The 16,416-nt window shown below is 69.4% G+C and carries 20 protein-coding genes; 14 read left to right on the plus strand and 6 right to left on the minus strand.

Features of this window, described 5'->3' with window-relative positions:
• Positions 1-29: 29 nt before the first annotated feature.
• The gene (locus HDA41_RS27470) at positions 30-698 is read left to right on the plus strand and encodes a response regulator transcription factor (protein ID WP_184988200.1); all 669 of its coding nucleotides are present in this window, start codon (positions 30-32) and stop codon (positions 696-698) included.
• Entirely contained in the window at positions 695-2,104 is a 1,410-nt protein-coding gene (locus tag HDA41_RS27475) for a sensor histidine kinase (protein WP_184988203.1), read from the plus strand. The genes HDA41_RS27470 and HDA41_RS27475 overlap by 4 nt, the downstream gene beginning before the upstream one ends.
• Positions 2,105-2,150: 46 nt before the next feature.
• Here HDA41_RS27475 and HDA41_RS27480 read toward each other — a convergent pair whose 3' ends face one another.
• From HDA41_RS27480 to HDA41_RS27495, 4 genes are all read right to left on the minus strand, one after another.
• Positions 2,151-2,627 (minus strand): MarR family winged helix-turn-helix transcriptional regulator, encoded by a 477-nt coding sequence (locus HDA41_RS27480; RefSeq protein WP_184988206.1) that lies wholly within the window; start codon positions 2,625-2,627, stop codon positions 2,151-2,153.
• Positions 2,628-2,743: 116 nt separating this feature from the next.
• Positions 2,744-3,544, minus strand: a complete 801-nt coding sequence (locus tag HDA41_RS27485) for an AIM24 family protein (protein WP_184988209.1) — start codon at positions 3,542-3,544, stop codon at positions 2,744-2,746.
• A complete protein-coding gene (locus HDA41_RS27490) occupies positions 3,541-4,191 on the minus strand; it encodes an AIM24 family protein (RefSeq protein ID WP_184988212.1) in 651 nt (216 codons plus the stop codon). The genes HDA41_RS27485 and HDA41_RS27490 overlap by 4 nt, the downstream gene beginning before the upstream one ends.
• A 1-nt stretch (position 4,192) precedes the next feature.
• Positions 4,193-4,825, minus strand: coding sequence for an AIM24 family protein (locus HDA41_RS27495; protein ID WP_184993777.1), 633 nt, complete (start codon positions 4,823-4,825; stop codon positions 4,193-4,195).
• A gap of 190 nt (positions 4,826-5,015) precedes the next feature.
• Between HDA41_RS27495 and HDA41_RS27500 the strand changes: the two genes are divergently transcribed.
• The 9 genes from HDA41_RS27500 to HDA41_RS27540 all read left to right on the plus strand — a co-directional run bounded on the left by HDA41_RS27500 (position 5,016) and on the right by HDA41_RS27540 (position 11,243).
• Positions 5,016-5,360: a DUF3817 domain-containing protein gene (locus HDA41_RS27500; RefSeq protein ID WP_184988215.1), complete on the plus strand. Its 345-nt coding sequence runs from the start codon at positions 5,016-5,018 to the stop codon at positions 5,358-5,360.
• Positions 5,357-5,650 carry an MTH1187 family thiamine-binding protein gene (locus HDA41_RS27505; protein WP_184988218.1) on the plus strand — a complete coding sequence of 98 codons (294 nt, stop codon included), beginning with the start codon at positions 5,357-5,359 and terminating at the stop codon, positions 5,648-5,650. Before HDA41_RS27500 ends, HDA41_RS27505 begins: the two co-directional genes overlap by 4 nt.
• A 295-nt stretch (positions 5,651-5,945) precedes the next feature.
• On the plus strand, positions 5,946-7,064 hold the full coding sequence (locus HDA41_RS27510; protein ID WP_184988221.1) for a SchA/CurD-like domain-containing protein: 1,119 nt from the start codon (positions 5,946-5,948) through the stop codon (positions 7,062-7,064).
• A gap of 61 nt (positions 7,065-7,125) precedes the next feature.
• The gene (locus tag HDA41_RS27515) at positions 7,126-7,590 is read left to right on the plus strand and encodes a cupin domain-containing protein (protein ID WP_184988224.1); all 465 of its coding nucleotides are present in this window, start codon (positions 7,126-7,128) and stop codon (positions 7,588-7,590) included.
• The gene (locus HDA41_RS27520) at positions 7,587-8,855 is read left to right on the plus strand and encodes a beta-ketoacyl-[acyl-carrier-protein] synthase family protein (RefSeq protein WP_184988227.1); all 1,269 of its coding nucleotides are present in this window, start codon (positions 7,587-7,589) and stop codon (positions 8,853-8,855) included. The genes HDA41_RS27515 and HDA41_RS27520 overlap by 4 nt, the downstream gene beginning before the upstream one ends.
• Positions 8,852-10,102 (plus strand): ketosynthase chain-length factor, encoded by a 1,251-nt coding sequence (locus HDA41_RS27525; protein ID WP_184988230.1) that lies wholly within the window; start codon positions 8,852-8,854, stop codon positions 10,100-10,102. Before HDA41_RS27520 ends, HDA41_RS27525 begins: the two co-directional genes overlap by 4 nt.
• Before the next feature lie 34 nt (positions 10,103-10,136).
• Positions 10,137-10,394, plus strand: coding sequence for an acyl carrier protein (locus HDA41_RS27530; protein WP_184988233.1), 258 nt, complete (start codon positions 10,137-10,139; stop codon positions 10,392-10,394).
• Between the two features lies 1 nt (position 10,395).
• On the plus strand, positions 10,396-10,875 hold the full coding sequence (locus HDA41_RS27535; protein ID WP_184988236.1) for an SRPBCC family protein: 480 nt from the start codon (positions 10,396-10,398) through the stop codon (positions 10,873-10,875).
• Between the two features lie 26 nt (positions 10,876-10,901).
• Complete coding sequence (locus tag HDA41_RS27540) at positions 10,902-11,243, plus strand: TcmI family type II polyketide cyclase (RefSeq protein ID WP_184988239.1); 342 nt, start codon at positions 10,902-10,904, stop codon at positions 11,241-11,243.
• A 102-nt stretch (positions 11,244-11,345) separates the two neighbouring features.
• Here HDA41_RS27540 and HDA41_RS27545 read toward each other — a convergent pair whose 3' ends face one another.
• Entirely contained in the window at positions 11,346-12,332 is a 987-nt protein-coding gene (locus tag HDA41_RS27545; protein ID WP_184988242.1) for an amidohydrolase family protein, read from the minus strand.
• Between the two features lie 34 nt (positions 12,333-12,366).
• Positions 12,367-13,995 (minus strand): FAD-dependent oxidoreductase, encoded by a 1,629-nt coding sequence (locus HDA41_RS27550; RefSeq protein WP_184988245.1) that lies wholly within the window; start codon positions 13,993-13,995, stop codon positions 12,367-12,369.
• Between the two features lie 248 nt (positions 13,996-14,243).
• Between HDA41_RS27550 and HDA41_RS27555 the strand changes: the two genes are divergently transcribed.
• Genes HDA41_RS27555 through HDA41_RS27565 form a run of 3 tightly spaced genes read left to right on the plus strand, consistent with a single transcriptional unit; the run spans position 14,244 to position 16,384 of the window.
• Positions 14,244-15,503: a cytochrome P450 family protein gene (locus HDA41_RS27555; RefSeq protein ID WP_184988248.1), complete on the plus strand. Its 1,260-nt coding sequence runs from the start codon at positions 14,244-14,246 to the stop codon at positions 15,501-15,503.
• Entirely contained in the window at positions 15,500-15,841 is a 342-nt protein-coding gene (locus HDA41_RS27560) for an antibiotic biosynthesis monooxygenase family protein (RefSeq protein ID WP_184988252.1), read from the plus strand. The genes HDA41_RS27555 and HDA41_RS27560 overlap by 4 nt, the downstream gene beginning before the upstream one ends.
• A 33-nt stretch (positions 15,842-15,874) precedes the next feature.
• On the plus strand, positions 15,875-16,384 hold the full coding sequence (locus tag HDA41_RS27565; protein ID WP_184988255.1) for a MarR family winged helix-turn-helix transcriptional regulator: 510 nt from the start codon (positions 15,875-15,877) through the stop codon (positions 16,382-16,384).
• Positions 16,385-16,416 lie beyond the last annotated feature (32 nt).

The following is a 16,416-nucleotide window of genomic DNA, read 5'->3' on the forward strand; positions in this document are numbered from 1 at the left end:
CTTCAGCTTGGTTTTGCCACTCTTTACCCATGCGCCTGTTGATCGTGGAGGACGAGAAGCGGCTGGCCCTGTCGCTCGCCAGGGGCCTGACGGCCGAGGGGTACGCCGTGGACGTCGTCCACGACGGACGAGAGGGGCTGCACCAGGCCTCGGAGGGCACGTACGACCTGGTGATCCTCGACATCATGCTGCCCGGCCTCAACGGTTACCGGGTCTGCGCCGCCCTGCGCGCCGCCGGGCACGAGGTGCCGATCCTGATGCTCACCGCCAAGGACGGCGAGTACGACGAGGCCGAGGGGCTCGATACGGGCGCGGACGACTATCTGACCAAGCCCTTCTCGTACGTCGTGCTCGTCGCCCGGATCAAGGCGCTGCTGCGGCGGCGCGGCGTGGGTGCGGGGGCCTCGCCCGTGCACGTACACGGGGATCTGAAGGTGGACACCGCGGCCCGGCGGGTGTTCCTGGGGGACGACGAGGTCGCCCTGACCGCCAAGGAGTTCTCCGTGCTGGAGCACCTCGTGCTGCGGGCCGGGGAGGTCGTGTCCAAGTCCGAGATCCTCGAACATGTCTGGGACTTCGCGTACGACGGTGATCCCAACATCGTCGAGGTGTACGTCAGCACCCTGCGGCGGAAGCTGCGGGCGGGGCTGATCCGGACCGTGCGCGGCGCCGGGTACCGGCTGGAGACGTCGCCATGAGGCGGCTGTTCGGGTCCGTCCGGGCGCGGGCCACGCTGGGAGCCACGCTCGTGGTCGCGGTGGCGCTCGTCGCCGCCGGGGCCGCCGTCCTGCTGTCCCTGCGGTCCAACCTGATGGGCGAGGCCGGCACTCAGGCGGAGCGCTCCGCCCGGGCGGTAGCCTCCGAGCTCGCCGCCGGGACGCCGTACGGCAAGCTGGCCGGTCTGGACGGCGACGACGGACCAGTCCAGGTCCTCGCCGAGAAGAAGCGGCTGGTGGCGGCCAGCGAGGATCTGGAGAAGATCAGCGGTACCGACTCCGACCGGGTGAAGCCACAGCCGCCGGTGGCGCCTCGCCGGGACGATGACGACGACCCCGACGACCAGGAGGAGGCCCTCGAACCCGGGGAGATCGCCGGGGAGAGCACCTTCAGCAACGGGTCCGCGAGCATCGACGGCGACACGCAGGACTACCGGTTCGCCGCCGTCGAGGTCGAGACCCACGACCGAGGGCGCCTGAAGGTCTACGCCGGTGCCCCGCTGGCCGCCGAGCACGGGGCGGTGCAGAGCGCGCTGACGGTGATGCTGATCGGGTTCCCGCTGCTGCTCGGCGTCGTCGCGGGGGTGACCTGGCTGGTCACCCGGCGGGCGCTGCGGCCGGTGGAGGGCATCCGGAGCGAGATGGCCGCGATCACCGCCTCGCAGGACCTCGCGCGCCGTGTCCCGGAGCCGCAGACGCACGACGAGGTCGCCCGGCTCGCCCGGACGACGAACGAGACGCTCGCGGCCCTGGAGACCTCCGTGGAGCGGCAGCGGCGCTTCGTCGCCGACGCCTCCCACGAGCTGCGCAGCCCGATCGCCTCGCTGCGCACGCAGTTGGAGGTGGCCGCAGCACATCCCGAGCTGCTGGACCTCGACGGAGCCGTGGAGGACACCGTACGGCTCCAGCGGCTCGCCGCCGACCTGCTGCTGCTCGCCCGGCTGGACGCGGGGGAGCGGCCCACCGACGCGAAGGTCGACCTCGCCGGGCTGGCCCGGGAGGAAGCCGAGGGGCGGACGGGTGTGACGGTGGACGCGGAGCCGGTGAACGTGGCCGGATCGCGCGGGCAGTTGGGCCGGGTGCTGGCCAATCTGCTCGACAACGCCCAGCGGCATGCCCGGTCGGCCGTCACCGTGAGCGTGCGTCGGGAGGGTGACCTGGCCGTGGTCGGGGTGGCCGACGACGGGGACGGCGTGCCCCAGGCCGACCGGGAGCGGATCTTCGAGCGGTTCGTACGGCTGGACGCCGCCCGCAGCCGCGACGACGGCGGGGCCGGACTGGGACTCGCCATCGCCCGGGACGTCGCCGTACGGCACGGCGGCACGCTCACGGCCGGTCAGGGGCCGGCGGGCGGAGCCCTGTTCGAACTCCGCCTGCCGCTCGCCTAGAGCCTGTCGACGCCGGGGCCGCACGGCCCCCGGTGCGCCGTCCGGGTCACGGGCGTCCTCGCTGGCCGCGCAGGTGCTCCGCGATGGGCTTGAGGGCCTTGTCGATCTCCGTCAGGGCCTCGGGGGCCAGCAGGTCGATGAAGTGCCTCCGCACGGACGCCACATGGTGCGGTGCGACCTTCTGCATCGTCGCCATACCGTGCTCGGTGAGGACCGCGTAGAGCCCCCGGCGGTCGGACTCGCAGTTCTCCCGCCGGACCAGGTTCGCGTTCTCCATACGCGTGATCTGGTGCGAGAGGCGGCTCTTGGACTGGAGCGTGGCGGAGGCGAGGTCGCTCATCCGCATCCGCTGGTCCTCCGACTCGGAGAGATTCACGAGGATCTCGTAGTCGTTCATTGTCAGTCCGAACGGCTGCAGGTCCTTTTCGAGCTGGTACGTCAACAGCCTGTTGACCTCCAGGTGGGTGCGCCAGGCGCACTGCTCCGCATTGGTCAGCCAGCGGGTGGCCGTCTCGGTCTCCATGAATGAAGTCTACCTAAAAGGTTGAAAGGCGAACTAGTGAGGGTTTTCGTGTGACGGAGCGCACCCACCGAACCTTGGTGCGCAGACGTTCGATGTCACACTCCGCAGACTACCGCTCACAGCCCGAAGCGACGCTGGAGGTCCCCGAGCTGTCCGGGAAGACGCGGTACGCCGGACTGTCCGGGCTGGGTTCCGGGAGCCCCGCCGCCGGGCACGCCGGCCTGGTGCGGAACGGCCCCCGTGGCCTGCTCGGTCATGAGGGTCTCGGACGACTGGAGCAGGACCGTGCCGGCGCCGACGAACTCGAACTGGTGCTCCTCCCCGGAAGCTCCGCCGAGGCCCGTCAGCGCACGTAGACCGCCCATGACGCCGGTCATGTACCCGTGGTCGTAGTGGTGGCAGGGCGAGGGGCAGTCGGCCCATCCGACCAGGGCCTGGGGGTCGACCCGGATGGGGGGTGCCATGAACACCACGGGGCCGTTCGACGCGGCCACGAACTTTCCGGTTCCGATGAGGGTCAGAAAACCCGGCACGATTGATTGCTTCAGTGACAGAGTTGGCTGAAAAGCGAGGAGGTTGCCCGAGCGAATGGTCAGGTTGCCGTTCTCGAGGTCGTACGAGTTGACGTCGAAGGCCCGGTCGGCGAGGAGCATCTTGCCCGAGCCCTCCGCCACGACCCAGTCGCTCGCGTGCAGTGGCGAATGGAACGACGTACGGACGAGACGGTCCAGCCGGCCGTGTCCGACGCCGTTGAAGTCGATCGAGCCGTAGTAGGCGATCATCTTCCCCTTCTGGAGGAACCACTGGCTCCCCTTGAGCTCCACGCAGAAGGTGTAGGGATTGACGTTGTCGTCGGGCGGCAGCGTCGCCGGGTCGAAGACCGCGGGGCCGGCGCCCGGAGTTCCGTAGGTGCTCACAGCTTCTCCTCCGACGCCTGGACGTACACCGCACCGCTGCCGCTGAGCTCCAGCTGGAACGCCTCGCCCGAGCCGCGGCCCACCATGTCCCGCCAGCCCAGGGCCGTGGACAGCTTGTTGCGGACGTCGCCGTGGTGGGCGACATAGGCCTGCGGGTCGACGTGCACCGGTCGCTGGGGCGTGATCGGGATCTCGATCATCCCGCCATGGGCCATGACAGCGACGGCCCCGTGCCCCTTGAGTGTGGTCGTGAACAACCCCTGGCCGCTGACCTGCCCCCGCACCATGCCCATGACGCCGCCCTGCGAGCCCAGGAACATCGTGCCCTGCTGGAGCGTGCCCTCGAAGGCCAGGAGGCGGTCCGCCTCGACGTACAGCGTGTCGCCGGACAGCTGGATCACCTGGACGTGATGCCCGCCGTGCCCGAAGAGGACGGTGCCACTGCCTTCGACCGCCATCAGGGACGTGTCCTCGTCGGCGACCCGGCGGCCGATCATCGACATCAACCCGCCCTGGCCGCCGGCCATGCTGGGCGTGAAGGACACCTCGCCCTGGTAGGCGAGCATCGCGCCGCGCTGGCTGAACAGCTTCTGCCCCGGCGCGACCGTCGCCTCGACCATCTTCGCGTTGATCTCCCGGAAGGCCATGTCACACGTCTCCCGCGATCGTGTTCCGCTCGCTCGGCTGCACGTACACCAGCCCGTCTCCCTCGAACCGCATCTGGAAGGCCTCGCCGCCGCCCTCCCCCATCAGCGTGCGGAACGTCACACCGGACTGGAAGGACTGCCGCAGGTTCCCCTGGTGGGCCACATACGCCCCCGGATCCACGGTCAGCGGATACTGCGGACTCACCCGCAGCACCACCGCCGGGCCGTCCGACACGATCGCCGCCTGGCCGTGGCCCTCGACGGTCGTCGTGAACAGCCCGTTGCCCTGTGAGGCCCCGCGCAGGCCGGTGAACTCCGTGCCCGTGCGCAGCCCGCCGTCGGTCGCGAGCAGGTTGCTCGACTCCACGTAGAGCCTGTCGCCCTGGAGACCGACCAGGTTGATCTCGGAGGCACGGTCCGCGAACCAGCACGTCCCCCGCCCCTTCACCTCCATCAACGTCATCTGCTCACCGGTCAGCCGCCGGGTCACCATGCCCCGGATGCCCTCGCCGCCGCCGCTGAGCTTCTTGAAGGCCATCTCGCCGTCGTACGCGACCATCGAGCCGTTCTTCGCCTTCACGGCGTCTCCGGTCATGTCGACGGCGAGCACCTTGCTGCTCTGAAGTCGGAACATCGCCACGTACGTGAAGGTAGCCGCAGGTCGGGCGCTACGGACAGGGCCTGTGGGTGGAGAACGCCCCTGACCGCACCCCTAGGGGCGGGGGGCCCGGAGCGGTTTGCCACAATGGGCGGGACGCTTGTGCGTGCGTTCACAAACCGTCAGACCGTTCAGACCGCCGCGTCTCTCCCACCGAAGGTGACCCGTGGACCTCAAGACCGCCACCGCCATCCGCCGCCTCCGCCTGGTCTCGGCCCCCGAGGCGATCTCCTTCCTCCTCCTGCTCGTCTGCTCGGTGCTGAAGCGGACCACGGACTTCAACGCCGTGCCGGTGATGGGCATGGTGCACGGTGTCCTGTTCATCCTGTACGTGATCTTCTGGGCCGACGCGTGGAACCGGACGAAGTGGTCGGTGAAGACCGCCGCGCTGTACTTCGTGCTCTCGGTGCTGCCTGCCGGTGGGTTCTTCGCGGAGCGCAAGCTGCGGCGTGAGGCCGAGGACGCGGTCATCGCGTCCCGAGCGCGCCAGGAAGGGGTGGTGAAGGCGTGATCGTCGCTTTTTCCGTAACGCCGTTGGGGGTCGGGGAGGATGTGGGGGAGTACGTCGCCGACGCCGTCCGCGTGGTGCGCGAGTCGGGCCTGCCCAACCGGACCGACGCGATGTTCACCTCGATCGAGGGCGAGTGGGACGAGGTCATGGACGTCGTCAGACGCGCTGTCGCCGAGGTCGAGCGGCGGGCGCCGCGCGTGTCCCTGGTCCTCAAGGCGGACATCCGCCCCGGAGTGACGGACGGGCTCACTTCCAAGGTGGAGACGGTGGAGCGGCACCTCGCCGAGTAGGCCGCACGCACCACACAGCCCCGGCTCTTGACGAGCCGGGGCTTTCCTGTGCGACGGCGACGCCCGGATCCGCGCCGACCCGGACGGCCCGCGAACGGCTCGTTCCTTCCCCGCCATCCGTCGCATCCGGCCGCACCTGAGCAAACGCGCCCTGCGCACCGGGCAGTTCCCCCTGATGACCCGCGTGGCTCGCGGAGTCCGACGCACCGATCCACGATGAGGGCTCAGGGCCGACCGTCATCCGCCTGCCGGACGCGGCGGCCGCCGTCTGCCCCGCGAAGGAAGGGCCTGCCGGATGAACACTTCGACATATACATCCCAGTCGGCGTTCGACGGCTCCAGGCTGCGCGTCATCCTGCTCGTCGATCTCCACGAAGGCGCCCAGCAACGGTTCCTCGACGCGTACGAGCACATGCGCAGCCGGGTGGCGTCGGTTCCCGGTCACCTCGGTGACCAGCTGTGCCAGTCCGTGGAGAACCCCTCCCAGTGGCTCATCACGAGCGAATGGGCGACTGCCCCGCCGTACCTCGCCTGGGTGAACAGTGAGGAACACCTCGAGACGGTCAGGCCCATGCAGGACTGCGTCCGTGACATCCGGTCGATGCGTTACACCGTCATCCGCGAGACCGGGGGCACCCACCGGCCCACCGCCCAGGCCACCGACGCAGTCCAGGGCCCGGTGAGGGTCGGCGACGGAGTGACGCGCCATGCACTGACGTTCACCGTCAAGCCCGGCTCCGAGTCGAAGGTCGCGGAGATCCTCGCCGGATACGCGCCGCCCCAGGCCCGCGTCGACGACTCCACCCGACTGCGCCGCACGACGCTGTTCATGCACGGCAACAGAGTCGTCCGCACCGTCGAGGTGGAGGGCGACCTGCAGACGGCGCTGCGCCACGTCTCGCGTCAGCCGGAGGTGCGGGCGGTCGAGGAAGCCCTCAATCCGCACCTGGAACTGAGCAGGGATCTGACCGACCCCGCGTCCGCTCGGGCCTTCTTCATCCGAGCGGCCATGCCGGCCGTGCACCATGTGGCGCGTGGCGGACCCGAGCCGGCCGGACTGCTGCGTCACGCGCTGTACTACCCGGCCCTGGAAGGCTGCGGGATGGCGCTGGCGCGGCTGCTCTCCCAGCAGGACGAGGCCGCCGCGGACGATCCTGCGAGCCCCGTGCACCGCAGCACCGTCTTCCACCGGGACGACCTGGTCGTCCGTCTCATCGACACGCGGGACCCCGAGACCGATCCGGTCAGGGCGGTCGGCATCCATGGCACCAGGAAGGCCGCCGTGCTGGCCCGCCTGCTCGACGGCGGAGCACTCGGCGTGGAAGGACCGCTCTCGAGCGAACGGGACGCCACCCGCCTCCTGGCGCACACCGAGATGACGCTGATCACCGATCGCAAGGCCGCCGAGTCCTGACAGCCCATGGACGGCACCGCCCATGACCACCCACCTCACCGACCGATCTGGAGACGGACCAATGGACAAGACGTGCCCGCGCATCGTGGACATCAGCGAGACCGAGCCCAACCGCAGGCGTGGTGGCGATCTGCGCACCCTGCTCACGCCCCTCACGGTGGGGGCCACGAGCGGGTTCATGGGCCTGGCCATCATGCAGCCGGGTGAACGCATCAGCGAGCACTACCACCCGTACTCCGAGGAGTTCGTGTACGTCGTCCAGGGCGAGCTGGAGGTCGACCTGGACGACGAGACACGCCCTGTCCGAGCCGACCAGGGCCTCATGATCCCCATCGGCATGCGGCACCGCTTCCGCAACGTCGGTGACGTGGAGGCCAGGATGGTCTTCCACCTGGGTCCGCTGGCGCCGAAGCCGAGCCTCGGCCACGTCGACACGGAGACCACGGAGGGGAACGGGAGCGCCGAACCGTACCCGGCCGTGCAGGGGGACGGCGCGCAGCCCGAACGACGGGAGGTCCCCTCGTGACCCGGCGGGTGGCGGTCACCGGTATCGGCGTCGTCGCCCCCGGTGGGATCGGCGTACCGGCGTTCTGGGACCTTCTTTCCAACGGCCGTACCGCGACGCGCGGCATCACCCTGTTCGATCCCGAGGGGCTGCGATCGCGCATCGCGGCCGAGTGCGACTTCGACCCGCTCGCGCACGGGCTGGATCCCGGGCTGGTCGAACGCGCCGACCGGTACATCCAGTTCGCCATAGTCGCCGCGGCGGAGGCGGTGGCCGACTGCGGCATCGAGTTCGGCGCAGAGGACCCCTGGCGGGTGGCCGTCTCGCTCGGCAGCGCCGTGGGCGGCACGACCCGCCTGGAGCACGACTACGTCCTGGTCAGCGAACGAGGACAACGCTGGGACGTCGACCACCGCGCCGCCGGCCCGCAGCTGCACCGGGCGTTCTCGCCCAGCACACTGGCCTCAGACGTCGCCGAGTACTTCGGCGCCCAGGGGCCGGTGCAGACCGTGTCGACCGGCTGCACCTCCGGACTCGACGCGGTGGGCTACGGCTTCCACACGATCGAGGAAGGCCGCGCCGACATCTGTATCGCCGGAGCGTCGGACTCCCCGATCTCCCCGATCACCATGGCCTGCTTCGACGCCATCAGGGCGACGTCGCCGAACAACGACGACCCGGCGCACGCCTCCCGGCCCTTCGACGCCCACCGCGACGGATTCGTCATGGGTGAGGGCTCCGCGGTGCTGGTCCTGGAGGAGCTCGAACACGCCCGTGCCCGCGGCGCGCACGTCTACTGCGAGATCGGCGGCTACGCCACGTTCGGCAACGCCTACCACATGACCGGACTGACCAGCGAGGGCCTGGAGATGGCCAGGGCCATCGACACCGCGCTCGGCCAGGCCCGCCTGGACCCCTCACGCATCGACTACGTCAACGCGCACGGCTCGGGCACCCGCCAGAACGACCGTCACGAGACCGCCGCGGTCAAACGGTCCCTGGGCGCCCACGCCTACGACACGCCCATGAGTTCGATCAAGTCCATGGTGGGCCACTCGCTCGGTGCGATCGGCGCGATCGAGGTCGTCGCCTGCGTGCTGGCCATGACCCACCAGGTGGTCCCGCCGACGGCGAACTACGAGACCCCGGACCCCGAGTGCGACCTGGACTACGTACCGCGCACCGCACGCCCGCACAAGCTCGACAACGTGCTCTCCGTGGGCAGCGGCTTCGGCGGGTTCCAGTCCGCGGTGCTCCTGACGGGGCCGGGCGGGAGGAAACGATGAGTGCTCAGCTGACCCGGCGCACGGCCATCACCGGGATCGGTGTGGTCGCGCCCAACGGACTGCATACGGAGACCTACTGGAAGTCCGTCAAGGAGGGCTTGTTCGTACTCGACCGGATCACCCGGGAGGGCTGCGGGCACCTTCCGCTCCGCGTCGCCGGCGAGGTGCGGGGGTTCGATCCCTCGGCACTCATCGAGGAGACCTTCCTCGTCCAGACCGACCGGTTCAGCCACTTCGCGATGGCCGCCGCCAGCGCGGCCATGAAGGACGCGGGACTGAGCGACGCCGCCGCCGACTCCCCGTACTCCGTCGGTGTGGTCACCGCTGCCGGATCCGGTGGCGGTGAGTTCGGCCAGCGGGAGCTGCAGAGGCTGTGGGGTCAGGGGTCCCGCTTCGTCGGCCCCTACCAGTCCATCGCCTGGTTCTACGCGGCCAGCACCGGCCAGATATCGATCCGCAGCGGTTTCAAGGGTCCCTGCGGCGTGGTCGCGAGCGACGAGGCCGGGGGCCTGGACGCCGTCGCGCACGCCGCCCGGACCGTGGGCCGGGGAACCGACGTGGTCGTGGCCGGGGCGGCCGAGGCGCCGCTCGCACCGTACTCGATGGTCTGTCAGCTCGGATACCCGGAACTCAGCACGGTCGAGGACCCGGCGCGGGCCTATCGTCCCTTCACCTCGTCGGCCTGCGGCTTCGTGCCGGCCGAGGGCGGTGCCGTGCTGGTCGTCGAGGACGTGGACCGGGCACGCCGCCGCGACGCGGCCGTCCGCGCCGTCGTGGCGGGACATGCGGCCACGTTCACCGGCGCCTCGCGCTGGGACCGCTCACGCGAGGGACTCGCCCACGCGATCCGCGGCGCCCTCGACGAGGCCGGCTGCGCACCGGAGGAGATAGACGTGGTCTTCGCCGACGCGATGGGTTCCCCGGAGGCGGACCGTGCCGAGGTCCTCGCCCTGACCGACGCCCTCGGCCCGCACGGCACCCGCGTGCCCGTCACGGCCCCCAAGACCGGCATCGGCCGGTCCTACTGCGGGGCACCTCTGCTGGACGTCGCGGCAGCGGTGATGACCATGGAACAAGGGCAGATCCCGCCCACGCCCAACGTCTTCGACATCTGCCACGACATCGACCTGGTGACCTCGACGGCGCGCCCGGCCGAGTTGAGCACGGCCCTGGTCCTCAGCCGTGGACTCATGGGCTCCAACGCGGCGCTGGTACTGCGCCGCGACCCGGGCCCGGCCGCCCGGTGAAGCCCACCGCACCCGTACGACAAGGAGAACGCGCATGAACAGTGAAGTGACCCTCGAAGAGCTGGCCGCGCTGATGAAGAAGGCCGCCGGCGTCACCGTCGACCCGCACGACCTCGAAGCCCGGATCGACACTCCCTTCGCCGAGTTCGGACTGGACTCACTCGGCCTCCTCGGCATCGTCGGCGAGCTGGAGAACCGGCACGCCCGGGCGCTCCCCACCGACGCGGAACGGTGCAAGACCCCCCGCGACTTCCTCGACCTCGTCAACAGCACCCTCATGTCAGGAGCCTGAAGTGGCAGGACACACCGAGAACGAGATCACCATCGCCGCACCCCTCGACCTGGTCTGGGACATGACCAACGACATCGAGAGATGGCCGCAGCTGTTCAGCGAGTACGCGGCCGCCGAGGTGCTGTCCCGGCAGGGCGACACGGTGACCTTCCGCCTGACCATGCACCCCGACGAGAACGGCAAGGTGTGGAGCTGGGTGTCGGAACGGACCACCGACCGCGAGAAGCTCACCGTCCGGGCACGCCGCGTCGAACCCGGCCCGTTCGAGTTCATGAACATCCGGTGGGAGTACGAGGAGACCCCCGACGGCACCCGGATGCGCTGGACGCAGGACTTCGCCATGAAGCCCGACGCGCCCGTCGACGACGCCGGGATGACGGACATCATCAACCGCAACTCGCCCGTCCAGATGGCCCTCATCCGTGACCGCATCGAGCAGGCCGCCGGCGAGCGGCGGACCGCGCCCGTCTCGCCCGCCTGAACGACGCCGCCGCGTAAGGAGACCTCATGCACCACGCCCTGATCGTCGCCCGGATGGCCCCGCAGTCGGCTCCGGACATCGCCGAGGTCTTCGCGGCCTCCGACCGCGGCGACCTGCCCCGCCTCGTCGGGGTGACCCAGCGTTCCCTCTTCCAGTTCGGCGATGTGTACATGCACTTCATCGAGGCCGAGCAGGACCCGGGCCCCGCCATCGCACGGGTGGCCGGGCACCCCGAGTTCCTCGACATCAGCAGGAGGCTCGAGGCGCACGTCAGCCCGTACGACCCGCAGACCTGGCGGAGTCCGAAGGACGCGATGGCGCAGTGCTTCTACCACTGGGAGAGGGACCCGGCCCCGGCCACCCGGTAAAGCAGCGGAAGAAAGGCCGCTGCCCGCGCGGACGAAGCGCGGGCAGCGGCCTTTCTTCTCGTGCGTGCTGTTCTTTTCTCGTGCGTGCGGCCGTGCGTGCGGCTACGAGGAGGTGTGGTCCAGTTCCGGCAGCAGACGCAGCGCGTTGTCCCGGTTGATGCCCCGGAGCTGCTCCGGTGAGAGGGAGGGATCGCTGTCCAGCGCAGGTGCCGCGATGTCGGCGACGACCTGTGCGGGCGTGGGCGGCCAGTCCGTGCCGAAGAGGATGCGGCCGGGGTCCACCGTGGCCAGCAGAGTGGGCGTGGAGGACGGAGACATGGGGCCCGCCGTGTCGAAGTAGAACCGGTGCAGGTAGTCACGGACCCTGCCCGGCTCGATCTCGGGGGTGAGGTGCCCGCCGAAGAGTTCGAGCCTGGTGGCGATGTACGGAAGGAAGCCTCCTCCGTGAGGAAGGACGAAGCTGAGGTTCGGGTAGCGGTCCAGCGTGCCGTTTTTGATCAGGTTGACGGCCGCACGTGTGGTGTCCATGAGGAAGTCGCACAGGAAGGGCGGCATCCCCGGCAGTCCGGGACCGCCGCCCTTGCCGGCCGGCACTTCCATGGGGTGCGTACTGATCACGGCGGACCGGTCGTTCAGCTCCCGCAGGAGGCGGTCGTGGGAGTCGTCGCCCAGATAGACACCGTCCATGCTCGTTCTGGTACTCACCCCTACGGCGCCGAGCTCGTCGAGTCCGTAACGGAGGCTCCACCGGGAGAGTTCCAGGTCGTCGAGGAACACCGGGGTGAAGAAGGCGAAGCGTGCGGGACGTTCCGCGACGACATCGGCCGCTGCCCGCAGGGCGATCCGCGCGCTCTCCTGGCGCTGCGCGCGCTCGCTGAACCGTCCGAGCATCGCGACGGTCATGACGGCGGTGCTGATGCCCGTCTTGTCCATGACTTCCAGGGCCGCGTTCATGTCCCAGTGTGTCCACCAGGGCAGCTTTCCGCGGTCGACGACGCCGCGTTCCTCGGCCCAGTCCAGCCAGGCCGGCGCGGTGAAATGGTGGTGGACGTCCACTCGGCCCGCGACGGGGCCGTCTTCGAATGTCATTGGCGTGTCCTCGGTGTGGGGTGATGAGGGGTGTTCAGTCGCGACAGAGCACGGTCCGCAGCACGTTCGTCAGCGCCCCGTCCGCAGACGGCATGCCGGTGTGCGCGCGCCATGCGACGAAACCGTCCGGGCGCACGAGGACGGCACCGTCCTCGGCCGTGCCGTGCAGCGCCGCCCAGTCGGCATCCGGCTCGGGAGCCAGGTCGTGGTCAGGGCCGTCTCCCACGAGATACGCCTCGACCGGTACGCCCAGATTCCGGGAGGCCTGCTCCGCCGCGCGGCGCCACTCCTGGCCCGCGGGCCCGGCGAGCAGGACGAAGGAACGCTCGTACAGATCCAGAGTGGAGATCCTGGCGCCGTCTCTCCTGACCCACATGTGGGGCGCGCGCGTGCCCGGCTCTCCGCCGAGCCGGAAGGCTTCCGGGACGACCGGCAGCTGAGGGGAGTCCCCCACCACGGCGTTCGACGCGTACCGGTAGCAGAGCGCGACCGTCATGAGGTCCGCCGGGTTGTCGTTGCGTCCCGCTGCCGGACTGAATCCGGGGTGCTCCTCCTCGGCTGCCTGCTGGGAGGCGCGTGTGCTCGTCGTGACGGCGACGGGCCGGCGTTCGCACTCGTAGGTGTCGAGCAGCTGCGGGCCGGCCCATCCGCGGAGTACCGCAGCGAGTTTCCAGGCGAGGTTGTGAGCGTCCTGGATTCCGGTGTTGGAGCCGAACGCCCCGGTGGGCGGCATTTCATGCGCTGAGTCTCCGGCCAGAAAGACCCGGCCCTGCCGGTAACTGTCCGCGACCCGCTTCGCCGCATGCCAAGGGGCCTTTCCCGTGATCTCGACATCAACGTCCGGCACGCCGACGGCCGCGCGGATATGTGCCGCGCAGCGCTCGTTGCCGAAGTCCTCCAGGGACTCGCCTCGATCAGGGAACCAAGGGATATGGGCGACCCATCGCTCCTCGTTGTCCACGGGCAGCAGGGCGCTTTCCCCCTGTGGGTCGGTGATATAGCAGACGATGAAGCGCTTCGGTCCGACGTATTCCTTGAGTGCCTTGCTCCGGAACGTGACACTGATGTTGTGGAACAGAGCACCGGGCCCCGACTGGCCGATTCCCAGGTGTGTGCGAACGGGGCTTCTGGGGCCGTCGGCAGCCACCAGGAAATCGGCGTTCACGGTATACGTCTCACCGGTTTCCCGGCTTATGACCTGGGCCTGGACTCCGCCTTCGTCCTGGGTGAAGGAAAGCAGCTCCGTACCGAAGCGGATGTCTCCGCCCCGGCGGGCGCGGCCCAGCAGGACCGGCTCCAGGTCGTTCTGGCTGCACAGGCACCAGTTCGAAGAGCTGATGCGGGAGACGTCCATGCCTGCGGAGATGTCCTCGATGATCCAGCGGCGCTGGCCCCCGGTGAGGGTGTCCACCTGGAGCACACCGTCGTTTCCGGCGAGAGCGAAGGCCGCCTCCCGCACGCTCTGCTCGAGTCCGGCGGTCCGGAAGATCTCCATGGTGCGCACGTTGTTCCCACGGCCGCGCGGGTGCGTCGATGTCTCGGCATGCCGCTCCACGAGCATGTGCTCGATTCCGAGACGCCCCAGGAAAACGGAGGTGGAAAGACCCACCAGGGACCCACCTACGATGAGAACTGGTACAGATTCCACTCCGCGTCCGCTCACTGGTTTCCCCGTCCTCCGGCGACTGCCCAGCCCGGTAAACGGTGGACTGGCCCGTCCATGATGTTTACCAAGCAGGACTTGAGCGCGCGATCCGAGGCGCCCTGGGGTACGCCGGCCGGGTAATCGGAGCGATTTTTCACAGATCCTGCGGCGCTCGAACTCATATGGCCCAGCAGCGTTTGCGGCACAGTGCCGACCGGGAAAACGTGTGACCGAACCGACGGAACTGCCGACCCCCGGGACCAGCCATGACGCAAGCGTTCGCATCCGAGGAAATGTCGTCCGAAGAGGCCGCCGCCGCGGCCTCCGCCTGTAGCCGGGAGTTTCGGGCCAACCCGCATCCCGTTTACGCTGCGCTCAGGGAGACGGCGCCCGTATGCCCGCTGTCGCCACCTCACGGGGTCGACACGTACCTCATCACCCGGTACGACGACGCCCGTGCCGCCTTGGCCGACCCCCGGCTGAGCAAGGACATGTACGGCGCCATCGACGCCTATCACCGCATCTTCGGAGACTCGTCGATCGCGCTGGACGACAACATGCTCTTCTCGGACCCTCCGAAGCACACCAGGCTCCGGAGGATCGTCGGCAGTACCTTCACCCCCAAGAGGGTGGAGTCGCTGCGTCAGCGGGTCCAGGAGATCACTGACGAGCTGCTGGACCGGTGCCCGGCGTCCGAGCCCGTGAACCTCCTCCCGGAGTTCTGCTTCCCGCTTCCGCTCCACGTGATCTGTGAGCTCCTGGGCGTCCCGGAGAACGAACGCAAGCAGGCCCAGGAATGGTCCGCCACCGTCGCTCAGACCGGCTTCGGGCCGGAGGCGAGGAAGGCGCTGGAACTGGCCGAGGGAAACCTGCGCGACTATCTGGTGGACCTGATCGCGCGGAAGCGGAAGGAGCCGGACGGAGCTCTGCTCAGCGCACTCGTCACGGCGCAGGACCAGGACGGCGCGCTCACCGACCACGAACTCGTCTCCACCGCGTGGGTGCTGCTGTTCGCGGGCCACAAGTCGACCGCGTACCAGATCGGCAACGCCGTCTACCACCTGCTCAGCCAGCCTGAGCAGAAGCGCCTGGCCTTCCGGGACCCGAAGGCGACGGCCGCGGCCGTCGAAGAGATCTTCCGGTTCGAGACCTCCGTGGAGAACTCGACGTTCCGCTACGCGACGGAAGACATCGAGATCCGCGACACGCGCATTCCCAAGGGGGCGCTGGTGCAGATCTCGCTCACGGCGGCCAACCGGGACCCGGAGATGTTCCCCGACCCGGACCGCATGGACGTCGAGCGCCCGAACGTCCAGGCGACGCACCTCGCATTCGGCCTGGGCCCGCACTACTGCATCGGCGCTCCTTTGGCGCGTCTGGAGATGCAGATCGCCCTCGCCACGCTCTTCGGACGGTATCCGCGCATGGCCCTGGTCGGGGAGCCGGAGGACGCGCGCTGGCTGACCGTGCCGTTCCCCGCCTTCCGGGGGCTCGCGGAACTCCCCGTCGTCCTCGACCCGTCGTGACGGGGGAGACTCCGGCGTCGGCGCCCGTACGGGTAGTTCGACTGCTGCGCGTCCGGGAGGGCAGGGAAGCGGATTTCGTGGAGTCCTACCACGGCGTGCTCGAACGCGCCGTGCGGTCTCCGGGGCATCTGCGCGAACAACTCTGCCGCTCCGTCGACGACCCCGGTCAATGGCTGCTCACCAGTGAGTGGGCGAGCCTGGACGCCGTCAAACGGTGGCGCGCCGACCCCGATCACGCCACGCTGGTCGGGCCGATGAACGCGTGCCTGCATGACGACCGGTGGACCGGGGTCTTCGAGATCATGCCCGAGGGTGCCCGAAAGCCGAGACGGAGCTGACCGGCATGTGACCGGCCGGTAAGGTCTGGTGCCGTGCCGAAGCCGCTCAGTCTTCCCTTTGACCCCATCGCCCGCGCCGACGAACGCTGGAAGCAGCGCTGGGGAAACGTGCCGTCCATGGCCGCGATCACCTCGATCATGCGTGCGCAGCAGATCCTGCTCGCCGAGGTCGACGCCGTGGTCAAGCCGTACGGACTGACGTTCGCGCGGTACGAGGCGCTGGTGCTGCTCACCTTCTCCAAGTCGGGCGAGCTCCCGATGTCCAAGATCGGTGAGCGGCTCATGGTGCACCCCACGTCCGTGACGAACACCGTCGACCGGCTGGTGAAGTCGGGTCTGGTCGACAAGCGGCCCAACCCCAACGACGGGCGTGGCACCCTCGCGAGCATCACCGAAAAGGGTCGTGAGGTGGTGGAGGCGGCCACCCGCGACCTGATGGCGATGGACTTCGGGCTCGGCGTGTACGACGCGGAGGAGTGCGCCGAGATCTTCGCGATGCTGCGGCCGCTGCGGATCGCCGCGGGGGACTTCGAGGAGGGGTGACCCGGGCCAAGATCTCCCGGAACGGGTCGTTA

Source organism: Streptomyces caelestis (genome assembly GCF_014205255.1).
In the GTDB taxonomy this organism is placed as follows: domain Bacteria; phylum Actinomycetota; class Actinomycetes; order Streptomycetales; family Streptomycetaceae; genus Streptomyces; species Streptomyces caelestis.